The following is a 19,206-nucleotide window of genomic DNA, read 5'->3' on the forward strand; positions in this document are numbered from 1 at the left end:
TTAAATACCAACATGAAGATTGGAATTTTGGGCGGGACGTTTGACCCGCCTCATAAGGGCCATAAATTAGTCGCGGGAATAGTTAAAAAAGAACTGGGGCTAGACCGGATTATTTTTATTCCCACCAAAGATCCGCCCCATAAAGTAAGGCCCAAAGTATCGCCGCAACATCGCTTTTTTCTGACCCGTCTTTTGGTAAGGGGTAAAAAGGGGTTCCTTGTTTCTGACTTGGAATTTAAACGTCCCGGGAAATCGTATACCGCCGACACCGTTCAGGAGCTTAGAAAACTCTACCCCCAAGATAAGCTTTTTTGGATTATTGGCGCCGACGCCCTGCTTTATATGCCGCGCGGCTGGAAAGAGGGCTACAAGATTTTAGATAAGTGCCAATTTGTAGTAGTAGTAAGGCCCGGCTATTCTTTGAAAAGCGTGCCCGGCCGCATCCTTCAGAAAGTTATTATTGTAAAAAATAGGGCGCGAGACGATATTTCAAGTACCGAGATACGCAGATACCTTAAGAGTGGGAAGAGTATTAAGGGTCTTCTCACGCCCCAACAAGAAATTTATATAAAACGTAAGCATCTGTATAAAACATGATAAAACGACAATTTCTCAAAAAATTTGAAAAACCCATGATGACAGTTGATGTTGTCTTTTTTACTATTGATCAAAATAAGTTAAAAGTTCTTCTCGTAAAAAGGAAATACGATCCCTATGGGGGTTTCTGGGCCCTGCCCGGGGGGTTTATTAGAAAAAACGAAGAGATGTATGAAGCGGCCGCAAGAGAGTTAAAAGAGGAAACAGGGGTGCGTGGAGTGTATTTGGAGCAGCTTTATACCCTTGGAGCTTTAGGCCGTGATCCTCGGGGCCGGGTGGTTACCGTGGCCTATTTTGCGCTGGCACCGCGCCCGACTAAGAAACTTAAGCCCTCTTATGATGCGGCAGAAGCCGGATGGTTTTTGGTGGACAAATTGCCGAGGCTCGCCTTTGATCATAAGAAAATTATTGTTTATGCTTTGAGACGGGTGCGTAATAAAATTCAATATACCAATGCGGCTTGGAGTTTGCTTCCCGCAACTTTTAGTCTGGGTGAGGGTCAAAAAGTTTACGAAAGTATCTTGGGCCACCGGCTGGATAAAAGAAATTTTCGCAAAAAGTTTCTATCCCTCGGATTGCTGCAAAAAATATCTAAGGTTCGCCGCGGGCTTCGTCAGCGTCCGGCCCAACTATATAAATTTAAAACAAAAAAATACGTGGAACTTAAAAGGTTTTTCTAACCCTCAATATAAATATGGCAGTCAAAAATAAATCCCCCCACCTTCCCAGTGGGGTAGTGGACCCCGCGGGAAGGATTTCTACGGCGTCTATTCATCCTCGCAGCAAGCTACGGGGTATTCTAGGAAGGTGGGGGGATAAACAATATCTTGGGTTTTTGCGCCTAGCAGCAGCGTCACCTCCTCTTAGAATTGGTGACGTAGACTATAATGTTAAAAAAATTTTGGAATTTGCCAAACGCGCTGATAAAGAGTCGGTTGATATCCTCGTATTTCCCGAGCTTTCCATTACTGCCTATACTGCGTCGGATTTATTCTTTAACCGCACACTTCTTGCGCAGGCCCTTAACGGCCTTGCTAGAATTCGTCTGGCTTCCCGCGCTCTGGGCAGCGTACTTGTTGTGGGCGTTCCTATTGCGCAGGAAGGAAAGCTTTTTAACACCGCGGCCGTGGTTTTTAAAGGAAAAGTTTATGGTCTCGTTCCGAAAACCTACGTTCCCGGATACAAAGAGTTTTATGAAGAGCGCTGGTTTGCTTCGGCCCGGGATTTGGTAGTCAAAGAAATTATGCTGGGTGGCCAGATGATTCCCTTTGGCACTGATATTTTGTTTCGTATGCCCAAAATTTCCGGCGCGGTTCTGGGCGTGGAAATCTGCGAAGATCTTTGGATGCCTATGCCTCCCAGCTCTTTTCAGGTCCTCCGCGGCGCAACTATTATTGCCAATCTTTCTGCATCCAACGATTTGGTGGGAAAGGCGGACTATCGCAGAGCGCTTGTTACCCAGCAGTCTGCCCGTGGAGTTTGTGCCTATGTTTATAGTTCCTGCGGCGTGCATGAATCAACTACGGATGTTGTTTTTGGGGGACATGCCTTGATTGCCGAAAACGGTGCGCTTCTTGCCGAGTCCAAACGATTTATAAGAGAGGGCGAGATGACCCTCGCCGATATTGATGTAGAACATATGCTAGTGGATCGCGAACGCATGACGAGTTTCGGCGAATCAATACACGAGTCGCCGCAAAAAGAATTTCGTATAATTGATATTCCTTTACCAATACCTTTTCATCCGATTCCCAGACGTTTTATTGACCCTAATCCCTTTGTTCCTTCCAATCCGGAGGAACGAGACCTTCGCGCCAAAGAAATTTTCTCCATTCAGGTGGCGGGGCTGGCCAAGCGTCTGGAGGCGGCCAAAATAAATAAAATGATTTTGGGTCTTTCTGGGGGACTGGATTCTACTTTGGCGCTGCTTGTAGCAGTTAAGACAGCCGAAACCCTTAACCTGCCTCATAAAAATATTTTTACCTATACCATGCCCGGATTCGGAACTTCGCATCGTACTAAAAATAATGCTGTAAAACTGGCTCGGGCTTTAGGGGTAAACATAGAAACTATTGATATAATCAAAGGCGTACTTCAGCAGTTCAAAGACATTAAACATAGTCCTAACGAAGAGAATACTGTCTTTGAAAATGCGCAGGCAAGATACCGCACCTATACTCTTATGGATAAGGCCAATCAAATTCATGGCTTGGTGATTGGCACCGGCGATCTTTCGGAAATTGCTCTGGGCTGGAATACTTACACCGGAGATCATATTGCGCATTACAACGTAAACTGCAGTGTACCTAAAACTTTGGTAAGATATCTGGTGCAATGGGCGGCTGAAACCCAAGTGGATAAAAAAACGCGGCGCATTCTTGAGGATATTTTGGCCACACCCATCTCACCCGAGCTTAGGAAAAATCATAAACCCGGCGAAATTTCTCATCGGACCGAAAAGCTTATCGGGCCTTACGAGTTGCATGACTTTTTCCTGTATCACTTTATCCGTTGGGTCTCTTCTCCTAAAAAGATTCTTTTCTTGGCGGAGCACTCATGGGGCAAAAAATACAAAACCCCAGAACTTAAAAAATGGCTTAAGGTATTTTTGCAAAGATTTTTTGGCTCTCAATGGAAAAGGTCTGTGGCCACTGACGGCCCCAAGGTTGGATCGGTTTCTCTCTCTCCCCGCGGGGACTGGCGAATGCCGTCCGATGCCGAGGTTAAAATGTGGAGTGAGGAATTAAAATGATACCCGAAGCAGAGCCTAAAGAATTTAAAAAGTGGAGCCCCACGCGCAGAGCGCGTGGCACCCTGTGTTGCGGGGTTCCTCCCACGCTCGCGCGTGGGGCGGAACCCCGCACCGAGGGTCATTTCATCCACGGGAAGTAAGACTTCCCACGGGCAAAGCCCGTGGCCCTCTGGTGCGCGGGTAGCTATGGGGTGGCCACCCGCCGGAGGATTTATATGATGACGACTACAATACTGCTAAGAAAGCTTTAAGATATTTAGTGGAGTCAATAAACAGGAATTTTAAGGCTGCTTTATCTTTGGAAGAAATAGTCAAGCTATATCAAAAGTCCTATGAAGATGTTTTGAGTAAAAAAAGACAGCGTAGGACAAGGTGATTAAATTTTATACCTGCTCGGTTAGGTGGTCTTCTCATCTTAATCATAACAACAGGCGGCCTTAAGGCCGCCTTGCTGGGTTTACTGGGCTTTGGTTTTTGCTTCTTGTTTTGCCCGGGCTCGGGCCAAAGCTATAGGAAGGAAGTATTTTTGCCAAATATTATTGGCAACATTTAGCAGTGTCGCGCCTACCATCCAACAGCCAAAATATAATCCTATTCCAAATACTACTCCCTTAGAATTCCCACTCTCGAAATATCCATCCGGCCCAATAACTCCTAAAAGGTAAAATAGGTTCCACGCCAGAGGTGTAAGCATAAAAACAGTTCCCAAAAGCGCATAAAAAATATACATTTTCTCTCCTTTCGGGTCGGCCCTAGGTTACCCTAAGCCAGCCACCTTTTCTATTATAGAATTTATAATGATATACGTCAAGTACAAAAGCTTGACAATTACGCTAGAGTTTGTTATTCTTTATAGAGGGCCTACAAAGGGAGGCTAGAACAATGTCTAAAGATGCGCTGATTATTGTTGATGTTCAGAACGATTTTTGTCTGGGTGGATCCTTGCCTGTGCCGAACGGCGATAAAGTGGTAGAGCCGTTGAACAGAATGATTGGTAAGGCGGCAAAAAAAGATGGAGGGCTTATAATCGCTTCGCGCGATTGGCATCCAAGAGAAACAAACCATTTTGCCGAGTTTGGGGGACGCTGGCCCGTACATTGCGTACAGGGAACCAAGGGTGCTGAATTTCACCCCGGACTTTTACTGCCAGCCGACAAAGCCATTATAGTTTCCAAGGGCATGGCAAAAGATGAAGATGCCTACTCTGCTTTTCAGGGTTCCGCAGTGCTTACGACCGCAGATGATATAACTACTGTAACTATGTATTTGCGCGATATTCTGGGCGGCTGCGGGGTTGATACTCTTTATATCGGGGGTCTAGCCACTGATTATTGTGTAAAAGCAACTGCGCTTGATGCGCGCAGATTCGGATACGAAGTATATTTGCTGATTGATGCTTGCCGGGGGGTGGCCGCAGAAACCACCTCGGACGCCTTGATAGAAATGGCCCGGGCAGGGGTGAAGTTTATTTTATAGATGACATCATAATTAAGTTTTTGGAGCCGCCTGTTGGCGGCCTTTAGATTATACATTTTAGATCGTTAGATTTGCCTTTAAAACATAAATCTTGTATAATAAATTTAGAGTTTCCAAGGGGTCTTTGACTGCCAGCGGAGGATACAACAATGCTGGAGGCGCAGCTTATTTTTGACCGTTACCATGCAACAATGGATCAGTTTGCTTCGGGAGAGCACGCCCTGATTGGTGGTAAACCTTTAGCCGACCTGCCGGCCACATTTTACGTATCGCAGCGCAAACTTTCTTTTGCTCCTTGTGTTGGTCATGAGCGTCTGCTGGAGGGTTTGATGAGACGAAACATTGATGTACCCAGAGCGCGGTTTCTTCGTGAGGATAAGGCAGGACTTTCTCGAACCGCCGAGCGTCTTGCTTCAACCTCTAACCCTTTCTTGATTCGTTGTGTAAAGCCCGGAACTATTATGTTCGCCCGGGAGCCTTTTGCAGATATCACAGGTCCTTTTGCCGAGACGCAGATGATGGAAGTAAGGTTTGAGCACGCATTTGACGAACCCATGACGGTTGCGGGCAGGGCTTTAGCCATACGGCTTGATGCGGGAGAACGCTGGATTTCTGATTTTTCCTTACGTCGGGATGGAAGTCTTGGTAGAGCGGTGGACATTGCCAAGTACTCTTATATCGGAGGTTTTGACGATACCTCCAACATGGAAGCCGCGTTTCTTTTGGACATTAATGCCGTGGGCACCATGGCTCATTATCTGGTGCAGGCGTTTCTGGTGTCTAGTCGCTATCCCCAGCGTTCGGAAAAAGGAGTACGCAAACACTTTCAACAAGCATGTTTTGAACAATGGTTAGATGCGCACCCCAAAGGCACAACCCTGCTGTTGGACACTATTACCTTAAGGCTTGGAGTAATCCACACTATTCGTGCTGCTAAAAGTTCGGAAGGCAGACGCGGGGCTTTAAGGGCAGTACGTATTGACTCTGGTAATTTGATTAAAAACGCGCTTTGGGTGCGTGCGATGCTGGATGCCAATGCCCTTGAAGACGTTAAGATTATTCTCACATCTGACCTTGACAGGAATCTGATTGCCGAGATTGTTAAACGCTGTCCGGCAGTATACGGATTTGGCGTAGGCACAAAACTTGCCGCCGAGGTGGAAAACGTCGCCGGTGTTATATTTAAGCTTTCCCAGATTGATGACCTGCCGACCCTCAAGTGTTCCGAAACTCCCGGGAAAGAAACTCTCCCCGGTCGCCTGCAGGTATGGCGGTGTATTGATCATGAGGGATTTTTCGTCAAAGATGTAATTGGTACTGATGGTTGGGCGGCAAGCGAACAAGATAGAAAAGAATTTTCTTCTGCCTTTCCGCTGTTGCAGCCGTGGTGGGGCAATGCTTTCAAGACTGACTTTCTGCCTTATGAACAGCCGCGTATGCCGACCATTCAGGAACAGCGCGTGTTTGTACAGCAACAGGTTAAAAGATTTCGTGATATCCATAACTATCCGGTAGAACTCTCCAGTCTGACCAAAGAACGGATTAGGTATCTTACAGAAATGATGACCCGTGATGAGATGGGAGAGAGTGGGGTCGTCATGGTTGACTATCCATCGTAGTTTTTGAAGCCGAAACGCAACCGCGTTTCGGATTTTAGTTTTTTGAAAATGATAAAGCCGAGAGTTCACGCTCTCGGTCTTTGACTTAACTGTTAACTGCAGGGCAAGGCGTTTAAGGTTTGTAGCATCAACTTGCCTTCGCCGGACTCGCCCTGCTCCGGATCGCCAACAAAAATAGTATAAGAGCAGTTTTTGATGGGGTTTTCGTCATCTTTTCTGGTGAAGTCTTGAGACTCCCAACGTTCTTGTGTGGAAATAAAGGCGGTGATAGTTATATGGTGGCTCACCAAAAGAACTTCTCTTTCGGAGAACTCACGGATAAGTTTTCCCGAAAGAAGCCGCATCCGTCCCTCTACCCCCAGAACATTTTCTCCCTGCGGATAGCAATAGTCATATTTGCCGTCTCTCAAGTAAATGTACCTTTGTTCTGGGTGGAAGGTTTCCATTACTCTCCAGTTATTGTAGAGACCGGCAAGCCCGATGTCTATTTCTCTAATAAGCGGTTCAGTCTCCTGTTTTATTCCAGCAAGTTCCGGCCATCCGCGGGTCATTCCTTCCAGTGTCTGTTTGGTGCGAAGATACGGCGAGACCAGAATAACGTCGGGAAGCCGTGCATCAGGAAGAATTTTCAGGGTTCGCCCCAGACGTTCTGCCTGCAGCCAGCCGGTATCAGTTAGGGGTGTTAGTCGGTTACTGTAAGGCAGGAAATACTTTCTATACATTTTTACTGCCAACCCACGCAGTTCCTTTGAGGCTTTTACATACGGCCAATGTCTTTGGAACTTATCTAGATTAAATTCCTGCTCAAAGAGCTTTACAAAACGCTGATATTCCGGATCTTTCCTTTGCTGTTCTTTGACTCTGTTAAATTCTGATTCTCCGTGGCGCACTAAGATGACTTTACGCGGCCATTTCATTCGTTAGTCCCCCCGCAAGGTTTCTTTAATCGTACCACGATTTCTCTGATTTTGCAAACTAAAACCGAAGCATGAGCTTCGGTTGCTATCTTCCCTCCAAAATGGTCTGCATAATCATTCCGACAGTTGACCAGTCAAGCAGTCGTGTCTCAATAATTTCGCCCAATGTTTTTACTTCAAGTGAGGTTTGTTCTCCTTCAGCGATATTTCCAAAGACCGTGCGGTTTCGAGCATTAGTCTCAAAATACTCAATTTCTTCGGGTTTAAGTCGGATAGAAAAAAGGTGGGTGTGATGCGCAGAAAAAGTTCCGGCAACCTGACGCGAACCATGGGCAACCAGGCGGCATTTTTCAAATTCTTTTCCGGTTTCTTCCTTAATCTCCTCCAGGGCAATTTCTTCCGGTGTCAGCCACCATTGGGGTGAGGAGCCGCTGGGCAGCTCGTGGATAAATCCATCCGGAGTTCTCCCCGAAGGCCGGAACTCTTTTACCAAAACAATTTTTGTATTCAGCGGGTTGAAAGCTTCCTGCCATAGCACTGTGGCCGAGGTATCGGTTCTGGACAGGGCAAAATCAAACTCGCTTGTTTTGAATCTATTTTCCGAGGCAATAAAGATCCGTGCCTGTAGTATCCATCTGTAAACAAATGACCCCTTAGCATTCTTGCGGGAGCACCAAAGTACCTCGGCCCCTTCCAGTATATTTCCTGCTGTCTTTAGACCTTCATACCACAATTGGAATGATTTCGCGTTCCAGATGTGAAGCGGTATGTCGCATTCACCGCCATTTCTCTCGGCGCCGCCTCCAATGTAGGAGACCGCAAAATCAAGGGTGTCTTTCAGCGTTTGAAAGCGCGGGACGTCTTGCCTGTCTGCCGTCAGTTCAAGATATTTATTTCTAGGAAGATCAGGTGGAGCGCCATAAACTATTTTGCCCGAGCGTACCCAAAGACCAAATTCCACGTTGGTGGTAAAGGCAGGCATGGTAGTAAGGTTTCTTGGCACCCAAAACACAATAAGATCCGCCCTGTTAAGGCCTATTCGCTCCCAAGCAATCTGGTGTTTGTATTCTTGATTGTTTATATCTTCTTCTCTTGGTCCGTCGCGATTTTCCGGTATAAATACATGCCCGTCATAGCCAAGTTCCTCCAGAATTTTGATTGCCCCGGGAATGCGCCAAGAGGGAGTAGTGCGTTTCCTCGGCGTCGGCCCTGCAAGAAATATAGATTTTTTAACGTGCGTAGGAAAAGGTTCTCTGGTATAAATCAGTTCCATGACGTCCTCCCCCTGCTGGCAATGTTTAAAGTTTAAACTTTTTTGTTAAAAAAAACAAGCGAAAACCCACACCGAATTTTGGTGTGGGAAGTCTGACTTTCTGTGGGTGATTGGGCTATAGTATTACTGCTCCTTCATATTGCCAGTAGGGCCGGATACGTCCGTTAGGAGAAAAAATTATATTTCTCAATTCTTCCGAGTCTGGCTGGATAGAAAGACAGTTATTAAGACAGAAATTCTGGCCGTTGACGTCAAAAACTACTGCACCATGGGTTAGGGTATACAGTCTCCTTCCTTGTGTAAAAAGAAATTGCTGGATATCCCCAAACTGTTCAGTGGTTAGCTGGTGCTCACTGGTCCACTCCCATACTTTTTTGTCTCTGGCCAGTCTTTCCTCTGGTTTTTCGACCGGCGTTCCGGTAAGTTGTTCCACCCTGTTTGTTTTGGCAAATTCAATAAGACGTGTCAGCTCTTTGCTGTTATCAATAAACCCCCCGGTCAGAACGCAAGTTAGTCGCACCGAGAAAAGCATGTCGTGCAATGTTTGGATAAGACGCGGCAGGTCAAAATAACTTTTGGGAGAGTGAAAAAAGAATTCTCCATTTTTCCCCGGATCGTAGTGGGCAATAGATATGGCAATAGTAGTCATACCAAGTTCGTACCACATTTTGAGGTGGGAAGCGTATACTTCCGGTTTTCGAGCAAGCAGACTGCCGTTGGTTTGCAGTTCAATAAGAGGAAATTCAAAGGGCTCAAGCTCTTGTAGAAATCGCGTAATTTGTTTTGGAAAGATCGTAGGTTCACCCTTGCCGGTCAGCATGACTGTGGTACATCCGCATTGTTTGGCTAGTCGGCAGGCAATTTTGAAGTTCCGCCAATTTACCTCCGGCTCCTTAGTCTCTATCCCCTCAGGTAGTGTCATTTTGGAAACACAGGGCGAGCAACAGGCATTACAGGCCTCACTTCCGGCGATAATGCTGAAGGTCTGGATGCGCATCTTCTACCCTCCGGTCCTGCGGTCTCTTTAAGGGTAACATAGAAATATTACTTTGTCCAGCCAAAAAGGAAGCCGCCCGCGGGGTTTCATCCCCCCACCCAGGGAACCGCGGCTGGAAGGCCGCGGAGGAATGGCATAGTCTCTCGCGAAACGAGAAACACAAGATAACCCACCCGGGAGGGTGGGGGGACTCATCTAAACGCGAATTTTTCCTGCAGGCTTTTGAAAAAATAGTTTTTTTCAAGTTCCAAAAAGCGCACCAATCTCTCGGATTTTTTAATAATTATGCGGTCTCCCGGGCGCAGCGCGAGAGCCCGTTCCGTGTCAGTCGAGAGCATGACGTCCACCGGCTCTTTTGTATCCTGCAGTAGAAATCGGCCACTTTTTCTAAAACCCCCAATCTTCACGGTGATGGTTCTGTCCCTTTTAATAACGAGGCTCGGCGTAGGCAGACTATGGTCCATTAATTCTGTGATGATAAAACATTTGATGTCGGGCATAACAATGGGGCCGTGGGCGGATAGATTGTAGGCAGTAGAGCCGGTTGCCGTAGAAACCAAAACCCCGCTGCCGTGGATTTTTTGTACACAATGCTCGTCCACATACACTTCAATATCAACAACCCCCGAAAGATTCTGGACCGCAATCTCATTCAAGGCGTATCCGGACAAAATTCTTTTGCCTCTACGTTCAACCACTGCTCGCATCATCATATGCGGTACCACGCGGTATTTACGGCGCAAAACACTAAAGAGTCCCGCTACGAAGTTTTTGGGGTTTCTGACGGAGGCAAGAAATCCTACATGACCAAGGTTCAGGCCCAAAATACGCGGATTCCAACGCTGAAATTTTTGAGCAGCTTCCAGTATGGTTCCATCCCCGCCCAGTACAATCAAAAGTTCCGGGGCTGATTTTTTTTGCCGCGGAACCGCATTGGATGCCAGAATTTGAATTTTGGTAAAACGTTTTTTTAGGAGTCGGGCAAGTTTGTTTTCCCAAAATTTGGCAGCTTTAACTTCCGTCCGAAAATAAAAAGCTACTTTTTTAAATGCTAAGCCGGACATGCGGTAATTTTATCACGTTTAGCCCTTTTTTGCCAAGTAGACTCCGGTTAACACCTTGACTTATTTTCACCGGCGTACTATACTAATACTGGTAGTGTAGCGTGTACACTATTTGGTTCTTTTGGGGAGGATGTTGTGAGGACGGTTGAGATTGTGGTACGCAACAAAGACGGGAAATTATTTTTCTACGGTGATGGGATTTATTTTAATTTTCTTAGTGCCTTTCCTTTTTGGGGAGGAGAGCTGTGTTTACTACGAGATGGCAAGATCATTGATCGCGCTCGCATTGATGAACACGGCACACATGCGCCTACTGTATGCTTTTTGGGGCTAAAGAGTGTGGGCACGTATGCAACAACAGATCTTTTTGTCGTTCAGTTCCAAGAGGGTGATCTGCTAAAAATTGAGTTTCTGGACACGGTCGGCGAATTACGGCAATGGGTTATTAATGACTTTATTGATACGGAGGTTTGGAAGCGGGTAAAAGAGAGTGGTCATACCACCCCATCCTATGCGGTTCTGGAGTTATATGCGGAAGAATGGGAGCGTTTATGTAAAGAGATTAAGGATAAAAACATAGATACATTTGAAATTTAAGAAACAAGGCACCCGTCTAAGGGTGCTTTAATGCAAAATTTTTTGATTGACTGTTGTATTTAAAGGGGGTACTATTGTTTAGGTTTGGATACAAGGGACTCTTAAATAATGCGGCAGCCGCTTCATAAAAAGGCGCGTCTGGAAAAGCCGTCTGTATATCCCGAAAGATTTTCTGTCCCCGACGACAAAGTAGACTGGTGTAGCTATTTTGGAGAATACCGCCCGCCTTATTTTGTGGCACCAGAAATTTTGGAGCGGTTTTATCAAAATCCGTCAGAAGTAGATCCAGAAGATTGCTGTAAGATTAAAAGGCCGTTTTACAGTTTTGAAAATAAGGTGGAGCTTGATAGTTCTAATCGGCCGAGAAATCCCAGAGGCAGAACCGGTCTTGCGGGTAGGGGCATACTTTGGAGGTGGGGAGCTAACCTAGCAGTTGATACGGTTTTAAGCAGGCTTAATGCAGAAACGGACGAGTTGGAGTTGCTTCTTATAAATAGAAAAGACACCGGAGAGCTCGCTCTTCCTGGGGGTATGGTGAATAAAGGTGAAAAGATTCGGGAGGCACAAGAGCGGGAATTTGAAGAAGAAACAGGTCTCAAGATTTCTATGGAAGACTCCGAAACGGTTTATTGCGGTTATGTGGATGATCAAAGAAACACAGATAACGCTTGGATGGAAACCGTGGCCTCGCATAAGCACATGGGTAGTAATCAGGCAAGTACTTTAAGTTTTCGGGCTGGCGATGACGCCGAGAATGTTCTTTGGCATTCTTTGAAACCCGAGCTCATCACTAATCTTTATGCCAGTCATGACGAAATTGTTAGGCTGGCTATGTATAGGTTTTACGATCGCTGTGGCGGTTGGTTGACTGCAAAAACAAAGGAACAAATTGAGGCAGTGATAGTCCGTCAGTAGTACGGACTTTTTTCATTGACATATTGGCTATTACAGGCTATAATTTAAATAGCAGTAGTGTGCTATGCACACTATTTGATCCTTGAGTAATTGGTGCCTGTAGAGGAGAAAGAAAATGTATGAGAAAGTCTACGACGTCGCCATTATTGGCGGAGGGGTTACTGGCACAGCCCAAGCGTATATCTTTTCTTATTTTGTGGAGGGGGTTTCCCGGATTTTGCTCGTTGAGAAAAATAATAATGTGGCGCTGGTAAATTCGCACACAGTCAGCAACGCCCAAACACTGCATGGCGGCGATACAGAAACAAATTTTGGTTTAGAGAAGGCGTTGAAGATGAGAGACGCGGAGCGAATGCTCTCGGCGTTTCTTGAGAAATTTAGTCACGGTCAGGGCGCATTCCGCCGGCTCTATAAAATGGCTTTTGGAGTAGGGGAGAAAGAGGTTCGGATTCTCTCCGAGCGCTTTGCCATGATTAGGAGCTATTATCCTACTTTGCAGTTTCTGGGACGCGAGGAGCTGGTGCGCATTGAACCGAAGCTCTTGGAAGGACGTGATCCCAGCATACCCGTAGCAGCGCTTTATCGTCCCAATGGTTATGCGGTGGATTATCGAAAACTGGCAGAGTGTTTTGTGGCTGAAGCCAAAAAAACAGGCAAAGTGGAAATTTTACTTGGCACAAAAACGAATGAGATCATAAGGCGGGGCAATCTCTTTGAGATACGCACATCCAAAGGCAATTATCTTGCTAAAGCCGTGATGGTGGCAGCAGGACCCTATAGTCTTCTTTTTGCTCACGCCTTGGGTTATGCCGGGGATTATACAATTCTTCCGGTTGCCGGAAATTTCTACCACACTAAGGCTGTCTGTTTTCCTGGAAAGGTATATGGTGTTCAAGATCCTGTATTACAGTTTACCGCAGCGCATATTGATTCTTCCGTGGATAATCCTGGAAAGATGCGTCTTGGTCCTACGGCTGACGTTGTTCCTCTTCTTGAAAAACACCACTGGATGACTTTTATAGACTTCTTGCGTACGGGGATCATTGGGTTACGCGGTGCCCGCGCTATTGCCAAGATTTTTTGCAACTGGAAGGTTGTGAAATTTGCAGCGCGTAACATCGTCTACAAGCTTCCTGTTGTTGGTAAATGGTACTTTTTGAAAAAGGCAGCGCAGAAACTCGTACCCACCCTTCGTTATCGTGATATCCAGTTTGCCAAAGGAGAGGGTGGTATCAGGCCGCAGTTGGTGAACGTAGAAGAGGGGCGACTGGAAATGGGTACAGGGAAGATTTTGGGCGATAGTATTATTTTTGATATCACCCCTTCGCCCGGGGCTTCGGACTGTTTGAGGAATGCTGTGGTAAACGCTAAGCACGTCGTCCAACTTTCAGGCGGTGCATACGTTTTTGACGAAGAAAGTTTTCAGAAGGAGTTCGGCCTCCACACCTAGCGGTGGAGGTTTTTCTTTTATCTTTCGTCCTCCAGAAAACGCGGCAGCTTGGGAAGTCAGACTTCCCTTGCTGCCGAGTAGTTCATCACCTTTATCATTGAGCGGTTGATGCCCTCTTGACTTTTTTTGAAGAGCGCGTTACACCTTACTTAGTGTACAGGTTACACTAATTGGACCCTTGAAAAAGGAGATGGCCGTGCAAGAAATAGTATCCGGCGATATCCTACCGGCGCGGGAGGCCATTGAAGCCATTGATGAGACTGACCTTGGGCCGCCGATTGAAATACCAGCAATATCCCCGGACGCTTTCCCGGAAAATATCACGGATGAGGAGCGGAAGTTTTTAAGATCCGAAATTCAACGCCTCAAAGAGGAGCGTAATGCCCTAATTTTGGCCCACAATTATATGCCCAAAGACGTGCAGGATATTGCCGATGTGGTGGGGGACTCGCTTTATCTTGCCCAGCGGGGTACGGCATCCAATGCGGATATTCTTTGTGAGGCCGCAGTGCTTTTTATGAATCAGATTTTGGCAATCATGAAAAAGCCGCACCAGAGGGTTTTGGCGCCGAGTATGTCGGCCTTATGTTCTTTGGCAGCGCATGCGGACGCGGAAAAAATCCGGGCGTGGAGGCAAGAGCATCCGGACGGCATTGTCATAAGTTATGTAAATACCTACGTGGACGTAAAAGCCGAAAGTGATTATTGCTGTGCGTCCGCGAACTCCCCCAGGGTTATTCTTCATGTTCTCGCGCATCATCCCGGAAAACCTATTCTTTTTCTCCCCGATGTTTATCTTGGTTTTTATGCGGCAAAACTTCTGCAGCAGCAAGGCGAGTCTTTGGATCGGCTGTGGCTTATGATGGGCGTATGTCACGTGCACGATCGCATACGGCCTCATCATGTAGAAGCGGCACGCAAACTCTATCCCGGAGCGGCAGCCGTGGTGCATCCGGAATGCGGTTGCACCAGCGCCTGTATGCGTCAGATCAGTGATGGTTTGGTGCCTTCCAGCATGATGCAGTTTCGTTCCACTCAAGGCATGATTGATTTTGTAAAACAATCACCCCAAAGGGTTGTGATTGTGGCGACGGAAGTCGGGAACCTAGTTCCTATGTCCAAGGCCGCACCAGATAAAGTTCTGATTCCTGCCAACCGCGAGGCAGTCTGCGCTTTCATGAAGCAAAATACACTGCGCGGCGTTTATGGGTCGTTGCGCGATCTCAAATATGAAATTTCGATTGATGATCCGGAACTTGCTAAGCGCGCCCGCATCCCCATTGAGCGGATGCTCGCGATTGTGTAAGGAGACAAGAGATGAATGAACTCTGGCTTGAACCGGAACTTAAGCGTTTTTTGCTGGAGGATATAGGGTATCTAGAAATTGATTTTGGGGTTCCAGCGCGTTACATTACTGCCGAAATTGTTGCTGGAGGCGAAGGAGTATTTTGCGGTGGTCGTTTTATAGCAAAACTTTTTAATCTTTTGGTTCCGCCGGAGATTAGACCGCTGCAGATGATTCATTGCGAACCGGAAGGCGCAGAATTTAAAAAAGGAACAATACTGGCCAGTTTCAGAGTCAACGCCGAAGCCCTGCGGCACGGCACTCGTACGGTACTCAACCTACTGACGCACCTTACGGCGATTGCCACGCGTACTCGCGAAGTAGTAAAAGAGCTGCAGAATTTTTCAGTTACCTTGCTTGATACTAGAAAAACAACTCCGGGATTGAGGATTTTTGAGAAATATGCAGTTCGCGTGGGCGGCGCATCCAACCATCGCATGGGCAGGTTTGACGGCATACTTATTAAAAAAGAAGACATTAAAATTGATGGCGGGATCAGGAATGCCGTGGAGAAGGCATGCCGCAAGAAAGCGTACCTTGTCGCTGTGTCGGTGGAAATAGAAACACTGGAGGAATTGGGGGAGGCGCTGGGAGACAAGCGCGTGACGCATCTTTTGGTTGATAACCCCAGTATTGAACTTCTCCAAAGAACAGTAGAGCGTTGCGCCAGCACCCATATAATAGAAGCATCAGGGGTGGGAAAGTTGGACCTTCGCGAGGTAGCGGCCACCGGTGTGCATTATATCTCTCTAAGTTCGTTGATTCTCGGCGCAAAAACAATTAAGATGAAGATGAGAATAGTCTCCTAAAAAGGCGGCCTCGGCCGCCTTTTAAAATTGATAACTTTGGTATAAAATACGTTTTAGACATGGCAACTAACGATAAAAAAAGGCAAATTCCCATTACCCTAAGTCGCACCTTGGGCGTCTGGGAAGTAACTCTTCTTGGGGTGGGGGCGCTTTTAGGTGGCGGGATTTTCACCCTTTTAGGGCATGCGGCTGGACTGGCCGGAGGCGGTCTTATTTTTGCCATGATGCTGGGTGCGGCGATTTCTTTTTTAAACCTTAATTCTTATGTTTCGCTTGCCACTACCTTTCCCGAAGCTGGCGGAGGGTATCTTTGGGTTAAGGAAGGATTAGGGGACTTGCAAGGATTTATGTCCGGCTGGATTTCTTGGATGGCGCACTCGGTTGCCTGTTCTCTTTATGCCGTAAGCTTTGGTATTTTTGCCGCAGAATTTGCTTTTTCGCTTCTTGGTGTACCCATGTTTGGAATTTCGCTTTTTACTTGGAGGCTGCTTTTTACAACTGCAGTGGTGGTTTTTTTCGGATTGGTTAACTATCGCGGTGTAGCCCTTACGGGTAAAGCGGGCGGCTACATTTCACTTACGCTTATTGCTATACTACTTTTTTATATCTTTTTTGGAGTGAAGCGGATGACTGGTCTCCCCGATCTTTTAAATATTAATTTCTTGCCCTTGCTTCCTTTTGGACTTGTGGGGGTACTGCAGGCAGCATCGCTTTTTTATATTGCTTTTGAGGGGTCCGAAATTCAGGCGCAAACCGGCGAGGAAGCCAAAGACCCCGCACGGACGCTAAAAATTTCGCTTTTTTCTTCTTGGGCTATTATTTCAGTCCTCTATCTTTTAATTGCGTTTGTCATTGTCGGCGCGACCAGTAATTTGGGCGAACCTTCCTGGAAAGTTCTTATGGGACATTCGGACCGCGCCATTATTGAGTCAGCCAAACAGTTTATGCCTGTGGGCTATATTCTTATGGTGTTGGGGGGGTTGCTAGCCAACATTGCTGCGCTCAATGCCACTATTTATTCTTCTTCACGGGTCCTTTTTGCTATGGCGCGGGACAAATTTGTCTGGCCCAAACTCGCCGATATGCATGAACTTAATCTCACGCCCTACCGCGCTGTACTGCTTTCGGTGGCCGCAATTATTTTTGTGGCCGTTTTCCTGCCCCTGAAAGATATCGCGGGGGCTGCTGACATTCTATTTATACTGCTTTTCTCACAGCTTAATCTTGCCTACATAGAACTTCGGCGCAAAAAGCCGGAAGCGCGCTGGTATTACGTGGTTCCTTTTGGGCCGGTGCTGCCGCTTACGGCAGTAGTGCTTTACTTCGTCCTCGGAGTTTCGCTTTTTCACGTAAGTCCTATTGCTATTTATTTTACTGCCATCTGGTTTCTTTTGGGCCTCGTGAATTATTTTGCTTTTACCAAAACACAGGAGCGCGAGGATCTGGAACGGGAAGTTATGTATGAGCATACTACGCGATTCCGTGAGAAGTTAGGATATCGCATAATTCTGCCGGTAGCTAATGAAGAACACTGGAATATGTTTTCGCAGATCGCCCTTGCTGTGGCGCGCGAGGAACAGGGAGAACTTTTGGTCTTGAGAATTCACGAGGTTCCTCCAACTCTTCCCTTGGCTGCGGGTTTTAACACCGACCACGAAAGAAGGGTGCTGGACAAAATAGAAAAATCGTCTATTGAGAAAAAAACGAATATAGATACGAGATTGCTTGCGGCGCGCTCCGTCCCGGAGACTATTTTAGAAACAGTAGCGGTGGAGAATGGAGACCTGCTGATTATGGGTTGGGACGGCTATGTTGATACCAAGGGTTTTATCTTTGGCCGCAAGGTAGATACGGTATTGCATCGCGCCAAAAGCGACTTGCTAGTGGTTAAATTGCAGGACCCGGAACACATAAAAAGAATCTTGGTTCCGGTGCCCTTAGATGAAAATCCCAATCTTCGTTTTGCCGGAAAGGTTGCAACCGCTTTGGCCAACTGGTTTGACGGGGAAGTTACTGTGGTTATGATCATACCGGATTACACCTCAAACATCAGTTATGCTCGTTATCACGTGTTGTTGGAGGATAGGATTCGAGAACTAAAGTTTAAAACTACCAAAGAAATAAAATTAAAACTAATTCGTTCCAACCATATTGCCTCTGCTATTATCAAGGAGGCTAATCATCACGATGTGGTGCTTTTGCCAGCGGCCCGCGGCCGCATTACCAAGGTTATTGGGATGGGATCAATTCCGGAACAAATCGCTAAGCATTGCCGCAAAACTATAATCATGGCCAAGGGGCATCGTGGTATTATTCAGCCGTTTTTTGACTACGTCAAATCGCGCTTTTGAAATTTTTTGTTAGTTGTGGTATACTTAAAATATGAGGTTCTTCGAAAATCTTTGAGGCTGGAAAAAGGAGGGAGTCGGTGGTCAGGAAGCCATTATCTTTGGGGCTTTTTCTACTGCTTTGGGTAGCATTTGTGACGGCCTGCGGATCTTCCGGAGGCGGGGGTTCTGGCAGTCAGGGGGGCGGACCATCTTTTAATCTGCCTTCGGATCTATCTGCGTTTTTGGTTAAAAAAGTATGTATTGATAATCCACAGCAGGATCCTTACACCTGTACGAACCGCAGGGAATTAATGCCCGGGGAGTCGCTTCATATAAGTAATGTTGATATGGAAGATAGTCAGGTAAGTGACGCCCTGCCGTTAGCAGACGGTCGAGTGGTGGCTACATTTGATTTTCCGCCTTTTCATATATTTAATAATGATATTGACGGGTATGATTTGGCCGGAAAGTCCTTGCTTTTCTACGGCATCCAGGTCACGCGTGATCCGGTCAGTAAGGGAGTGACTTGGTTTAGGCGTGAAAACGGCGTCTGTAGCCAGTTTGATAGCTGGATTCTTTTCCCAAGATTTCATTCAGGAAATGGTATGTTGTCCGGACACATTGTTGCGTTATTGCACGGCGAACCTTGGGAGAAAAAGGGTCTGCCTTATCCAGGACTATGCACGGGCACAGATGTGCCGGCGCTTACCAAGTGGAGTTCACAGATTGTAGTGTATACGTCACACGGCACTCCACCGGTTGCCAAAGTGATGCTGACCATTGTTTCGGAACACTACAATAGCGCTTCGGAAGAGACCGCGACCATGATTGAAATTTTCTATTCAACCGATGTCTATGGTTTCCGAACCCGTTGGGAGCTTTGGGTGAGACAAGAAATCGGCGAGTCCCCGGTTTCCGACCAAAAGTGTAATGGCCCCAAGAGAAAAGGCCCTTGGCTTATGGTAGACTGCCGTGATTTTTCAAAAGTTCGTGTAAATTCTCCGCCTTTTGATTCAGTGGTCTGGCTTGTGCATGTGCCCGTGCCCTAATTGGGACGGGCTTTTA

At 46.7% G+C, this 19,206-nt stretch carries 17 protein-coding genes; 12 read left to right on the top strand and 5 right to left on the bottom strand.

The window, feature by feature from the left end:
- Positions 1-12 precede the first annotated feature (12 nt).
- From nadD to HYW89_04315, 3 genes are read left to right on the top strand one after another with little or no spacing between them, the layout of a single operon-like run.
- On the top strand, positions 13-597 hold the full coding sequence (gene nadD, locus HYW89_04305) for a nicotinate (nicotinamide) nucleotide adenylyltransferase (GenBank protein ID QQG45191.1): 585 nt from the start codon (positions 13-15) through the stop codon (positions 595-597).
- Positions 594-1,277: an NUDIX hydrolase gene (locus HYW89_04310; protein QQG45192.1), complete on the top strand. Its 684-nt coding sequence runs from the start codon at positions 594-596 to the stop codon at positions 1,275-1,277. The genes nadD and HYW89_04310 overlap by 4 nt, the downstream gene beginning before the upstream one ends.
- Before the next feature lie 14 nt (positions 1,278-1,291).
- The gene (locus HYW89_04315; protein ID QQG45193.1) at positions 1,292-3,349 is read left to right on the top strand and encodes an NAD(+) synthase; all 2,058 of its coding nucleotides are present in this window, start codon (positions 1,292-1,294) and stop codon (positions 3,347-3,349) included.
- A gap of 457 nt (positions 3,350-3,806) precedes the next feature.
- Here the strand turns inward: HYW89_04315 and HYW89_04320 are convergent, their stop codons facing one another.
- Positions 3,807-4,079 carry a hypothetical protein gene (locus HYW89_04320; GenBank protein ID QQG45194.1) on the bottom strand — a complete coding sequence of 91 codons (273 nt, stop codon included), beginning with the start codon at positions 4,077-4,079 and terminating at the stop codon, positions 3,807-3,809.
- Between the two features lie 152 nt (positions 4,080-4,231).
- Between HYW89_04320 and HYW89_04325 the strand changes: the two genes are divergently transcribed.
- Positions 4,232-4,825, top strand: a complete 594-nt coding sequence (locus HYW89_04325) for a nicotinamidase (GenBank protein ID QQG45195.1) — start codon at positions 4,232-4,234, stop codon at positions 4,823-4,825.
- 149 nt (positions 4,826-4,974) lie between these two features.
- Positions 4,975-6,444 carry a hypothetical protein gene (locus HYW89_04330; GenBank protein QQG45196.1) on the top strand — a complete coding sequence of 490 codons (1,470 nt, stop codon included), beginning with the start codon at positions 4,975-4,977 and terminating at the stop codon, positions 6,442-6,444.
- A 92-nt stretch (positions 6,445-6,536) separates the two neighbouring features.
- Here HYW89_04330 and HYW89_04335 read toward each other — a convergent pair whose 3' ends face one another.
- The 4 genes from HYW89_04335 to HYW89_04350 form a co-directional block, all read right to left on the bottom strand.
- Positions 6,537-7,361, bottom strand: a complete 825-nt coding sequence (locus HYW89_04335; GenBank protein ID QQG45197.1) for a histidine phosphatase family protein — start codon at positions 7,359-7,361, stop codon at positions 6,537-6,539.
- An 85-nt stretch (positions 7,362-7,446) separates the two neighbouring features.
- On the bottom strand, positions 7,447-8,634 hold the full coding sequence (locus HYW89_04340; GenBank protein QQG45198.1) for a hypothetical protein: 1,188 nt from the start codon (positions 8,632-8,634) through the stop codon (positions 7,447-7,449).
- 115 nt (positions 8,635-8,749) lie between these two features.
- A complete protein-coding gene (locus HYW89_04345; protein QQG45199.1) occupies positions 8,750-9,631 on the bottom strand; it encodes a hypothetical protein in 882 nt (293 codons plus the stop codon).
- A gap of 191 nt (positions 9,632-9,822) precedes the next feature.
- A complete protein-coding gene (locus HYW89_04350) occupies positions 9,823-10,695 on the bottom strand; it encodes an NAD(+)/NADH kinase (protein ID QQG45200.1) in 873 nt (290 codons plus the stop codon).
- Between the two features lie 135 nt (positions 10,696-10,830).
- On the opposite strand from HYW89_04350, the gene HYW89_04355 reads away from it, so the two are divergent.
- From HYW89_04355 to HYW89_04385, 7 genes are all read left to right on the top strand, one after another.
- Positions 10,831-11,292 (top strand): hypothetical protein, encoded by a 462-nt coding sequence (locus HYW89_04355; protein QQG45201.1) that lies wholly within the window; start codon positions 10,831-10,833, stop codon positions 11,290-11,292.
- A 108-nt stretch (positions 11,293-11,400) separates the two neighbouring features.
- A complete protein-coding gene (locus tag HYW89_04360) occupies positions 11,401-12,207 on the top strand; it encodes an NUDIX domain-containing protein (GenBank protein ID QQG45202.1) in 807 nt (268 codons plus the stop codon).
- 115 nt (positions 12,208-12,322) lie between these two features.
- Positions 12,323-13,657 carry an FAD-dependent oxidoreductase gene (locus HYW89_04365; GenBank protein QQG45203.1) on the top strand — a complete coding sequence of 445 codons (1,335 nt, stop codon included), beginning with the start codon at positions 12,323-12,325 and terminating at the stop codon, positions 13,655-13,657.
- 196 nt (positions 13,658-13,853) lie between these two features.
- The gene (locus HYW89_04370; protein QQG45204.1) at positions 13,854-14,963 is read left to right on the top strand and encodes a quinolinate synthase NadA; all 1,110 of its coding nucleotides are present in this window, start codon (positions 13,854-13,856) and stop codon (positions 14,961-14,963) included.
- Positions 14,964-14,974: 11 nt separating this feature from the next.
- Positions 14,975-15,811 (top strand): nicotinate-nucleotide diphosphorylase, encoded by an 837-nt coding sequence (locus HYW89_04375; GenBank protein ID QQG45205.1) that lies wholly within the window; start codon positions 14,975-14,977, stop codon positions 15,809-15,811.
- A gap of 59 nt (positions 15,812-15,870) precedes the next feature.
- On the top strand, positions 15,871-18,162 hold the full coding sequence (locus HYW89_04380; GenBank protein ID QQG45206.1) for an amino acid permease: 2,292 nt from the start codon (positions 15,871-15,873) through the stop codon (positions 18,160-18,162).
- Between the two features lie 77 nt (positions 18,163-18,239).
- Complete coding sequence (locus HYW89_04385) at positions 18,240-19,190, top strand: hypothetical protein (GenBank protein ID QQG45207.1); 951 nt, start codon at positions 18,240-18,242, stop codon at positions 19,188-19,190.
- The last annotated feature ends 16 nt before the right edge of the window (positions 19,191-19,206 follow it).

This window comes from Candidatus Sungiibacteriota bacterium, assembly GCA_016432465.1.
Lineage (GTDB): Bacteria > Patescibacteriota > Minisyncoccia > Sungbacterales > HO2-52-23.

Bases quoted from the DNA above. Each gene is read 5' to 3' on its own strand.
- nadD (QQG45191.1), top strand. From the start codon at position 13: ATGAAGATTGGAATTTTGGGCGGGACGTTTGACCCGCCTCATAAGGGC.
- HYW89_04310 (QQG45192.1), top strand. From the start codon at position 594: ATGATAAAACGACAATTTCTCAAAAAATTTGAAAAACCCATGATGACA.
- HYW89_04315 (QQG45193.1), top strand. From the start codon at position 1,292: ATGGCAGTCAAAAATAAATCCCCCCACCTTCCCAGTGGGGTAGTGGAC.
- HYW89_04320 (QQG45194.1), bottom strand. From the start codon at position 4,079: ATGTATATTTTTTATGCGCTTTTGGGAACTGTTTTTATGCTTACACCT.
- HYW89_04325 (QQG45195.1), top strand. From the start codon at position 4,232: ATGTCTAAAGATGCGCTGATTATTGTTGATGTTCAGAACGATTTTTGT.
- HYW89_04330 (QQG45196.1), top strand. From the start codon at position 4,975: ATGCTGGAGGCGCAGCTTATTTTTGACCGTTACCATGCAACAATGGAT.
- HYW89_04335 (QQG45197.1), bottom strand. From the start codon at position 7,361: ATGAAATGGCCGCGTAAAGTCATCTTAGTGCGCCACGGAGAATCAGAA.
- HYW89_04340 (QQG45198.1), bottom strand. From the start codon at position 8,634: ATGGAACTGATTTATACCAGAGAACCTTTTCCTACGCACGTTAAAAAA.
- HYW89_04345 (QQG45199.1), bottom strand. From the start codon at position 9,631: ATGCGCATCCAGACCTTCAGCATTATCGCCGGAAGTGAGGCCTGTAAT.
- HYW89_04350 (QQG45200.1), bottom strand. From the start codon at position 10,695: ATGTCCGGCTTAGCATTTAAAAAAGTAGCTTTTTATTTTCGGACGGAA.
- HYW89_04360 (QQG45202.1), top strand. From the start codon at position 11,401: ATGCGGCAGCCGCTTCATAAAAAGGCGCGTCTGGAAAAGCCGTCTGTA.
- HYW89_04365 (QQG45203.1), top strand. From the start codon at position 12,323: ATGTATGAGAAAGTCTACGACGTCGCCATTATTGGCGGAGGGGTTACT.
- HYW89_04375 (QQG45205.1), top strand. From the start codon at position 14,975: ATGAATGAACTCTGGCTTGAACCGGAACTTAAGCGTTTTTTGCTGGAG.
- HYW89_04380 (QQG45206.1), top strand. From the start codon at position 15,871: ATGGCAACTAACGATAAAAAAAGGCAAATTCCCATTACCCTAAGTCGC.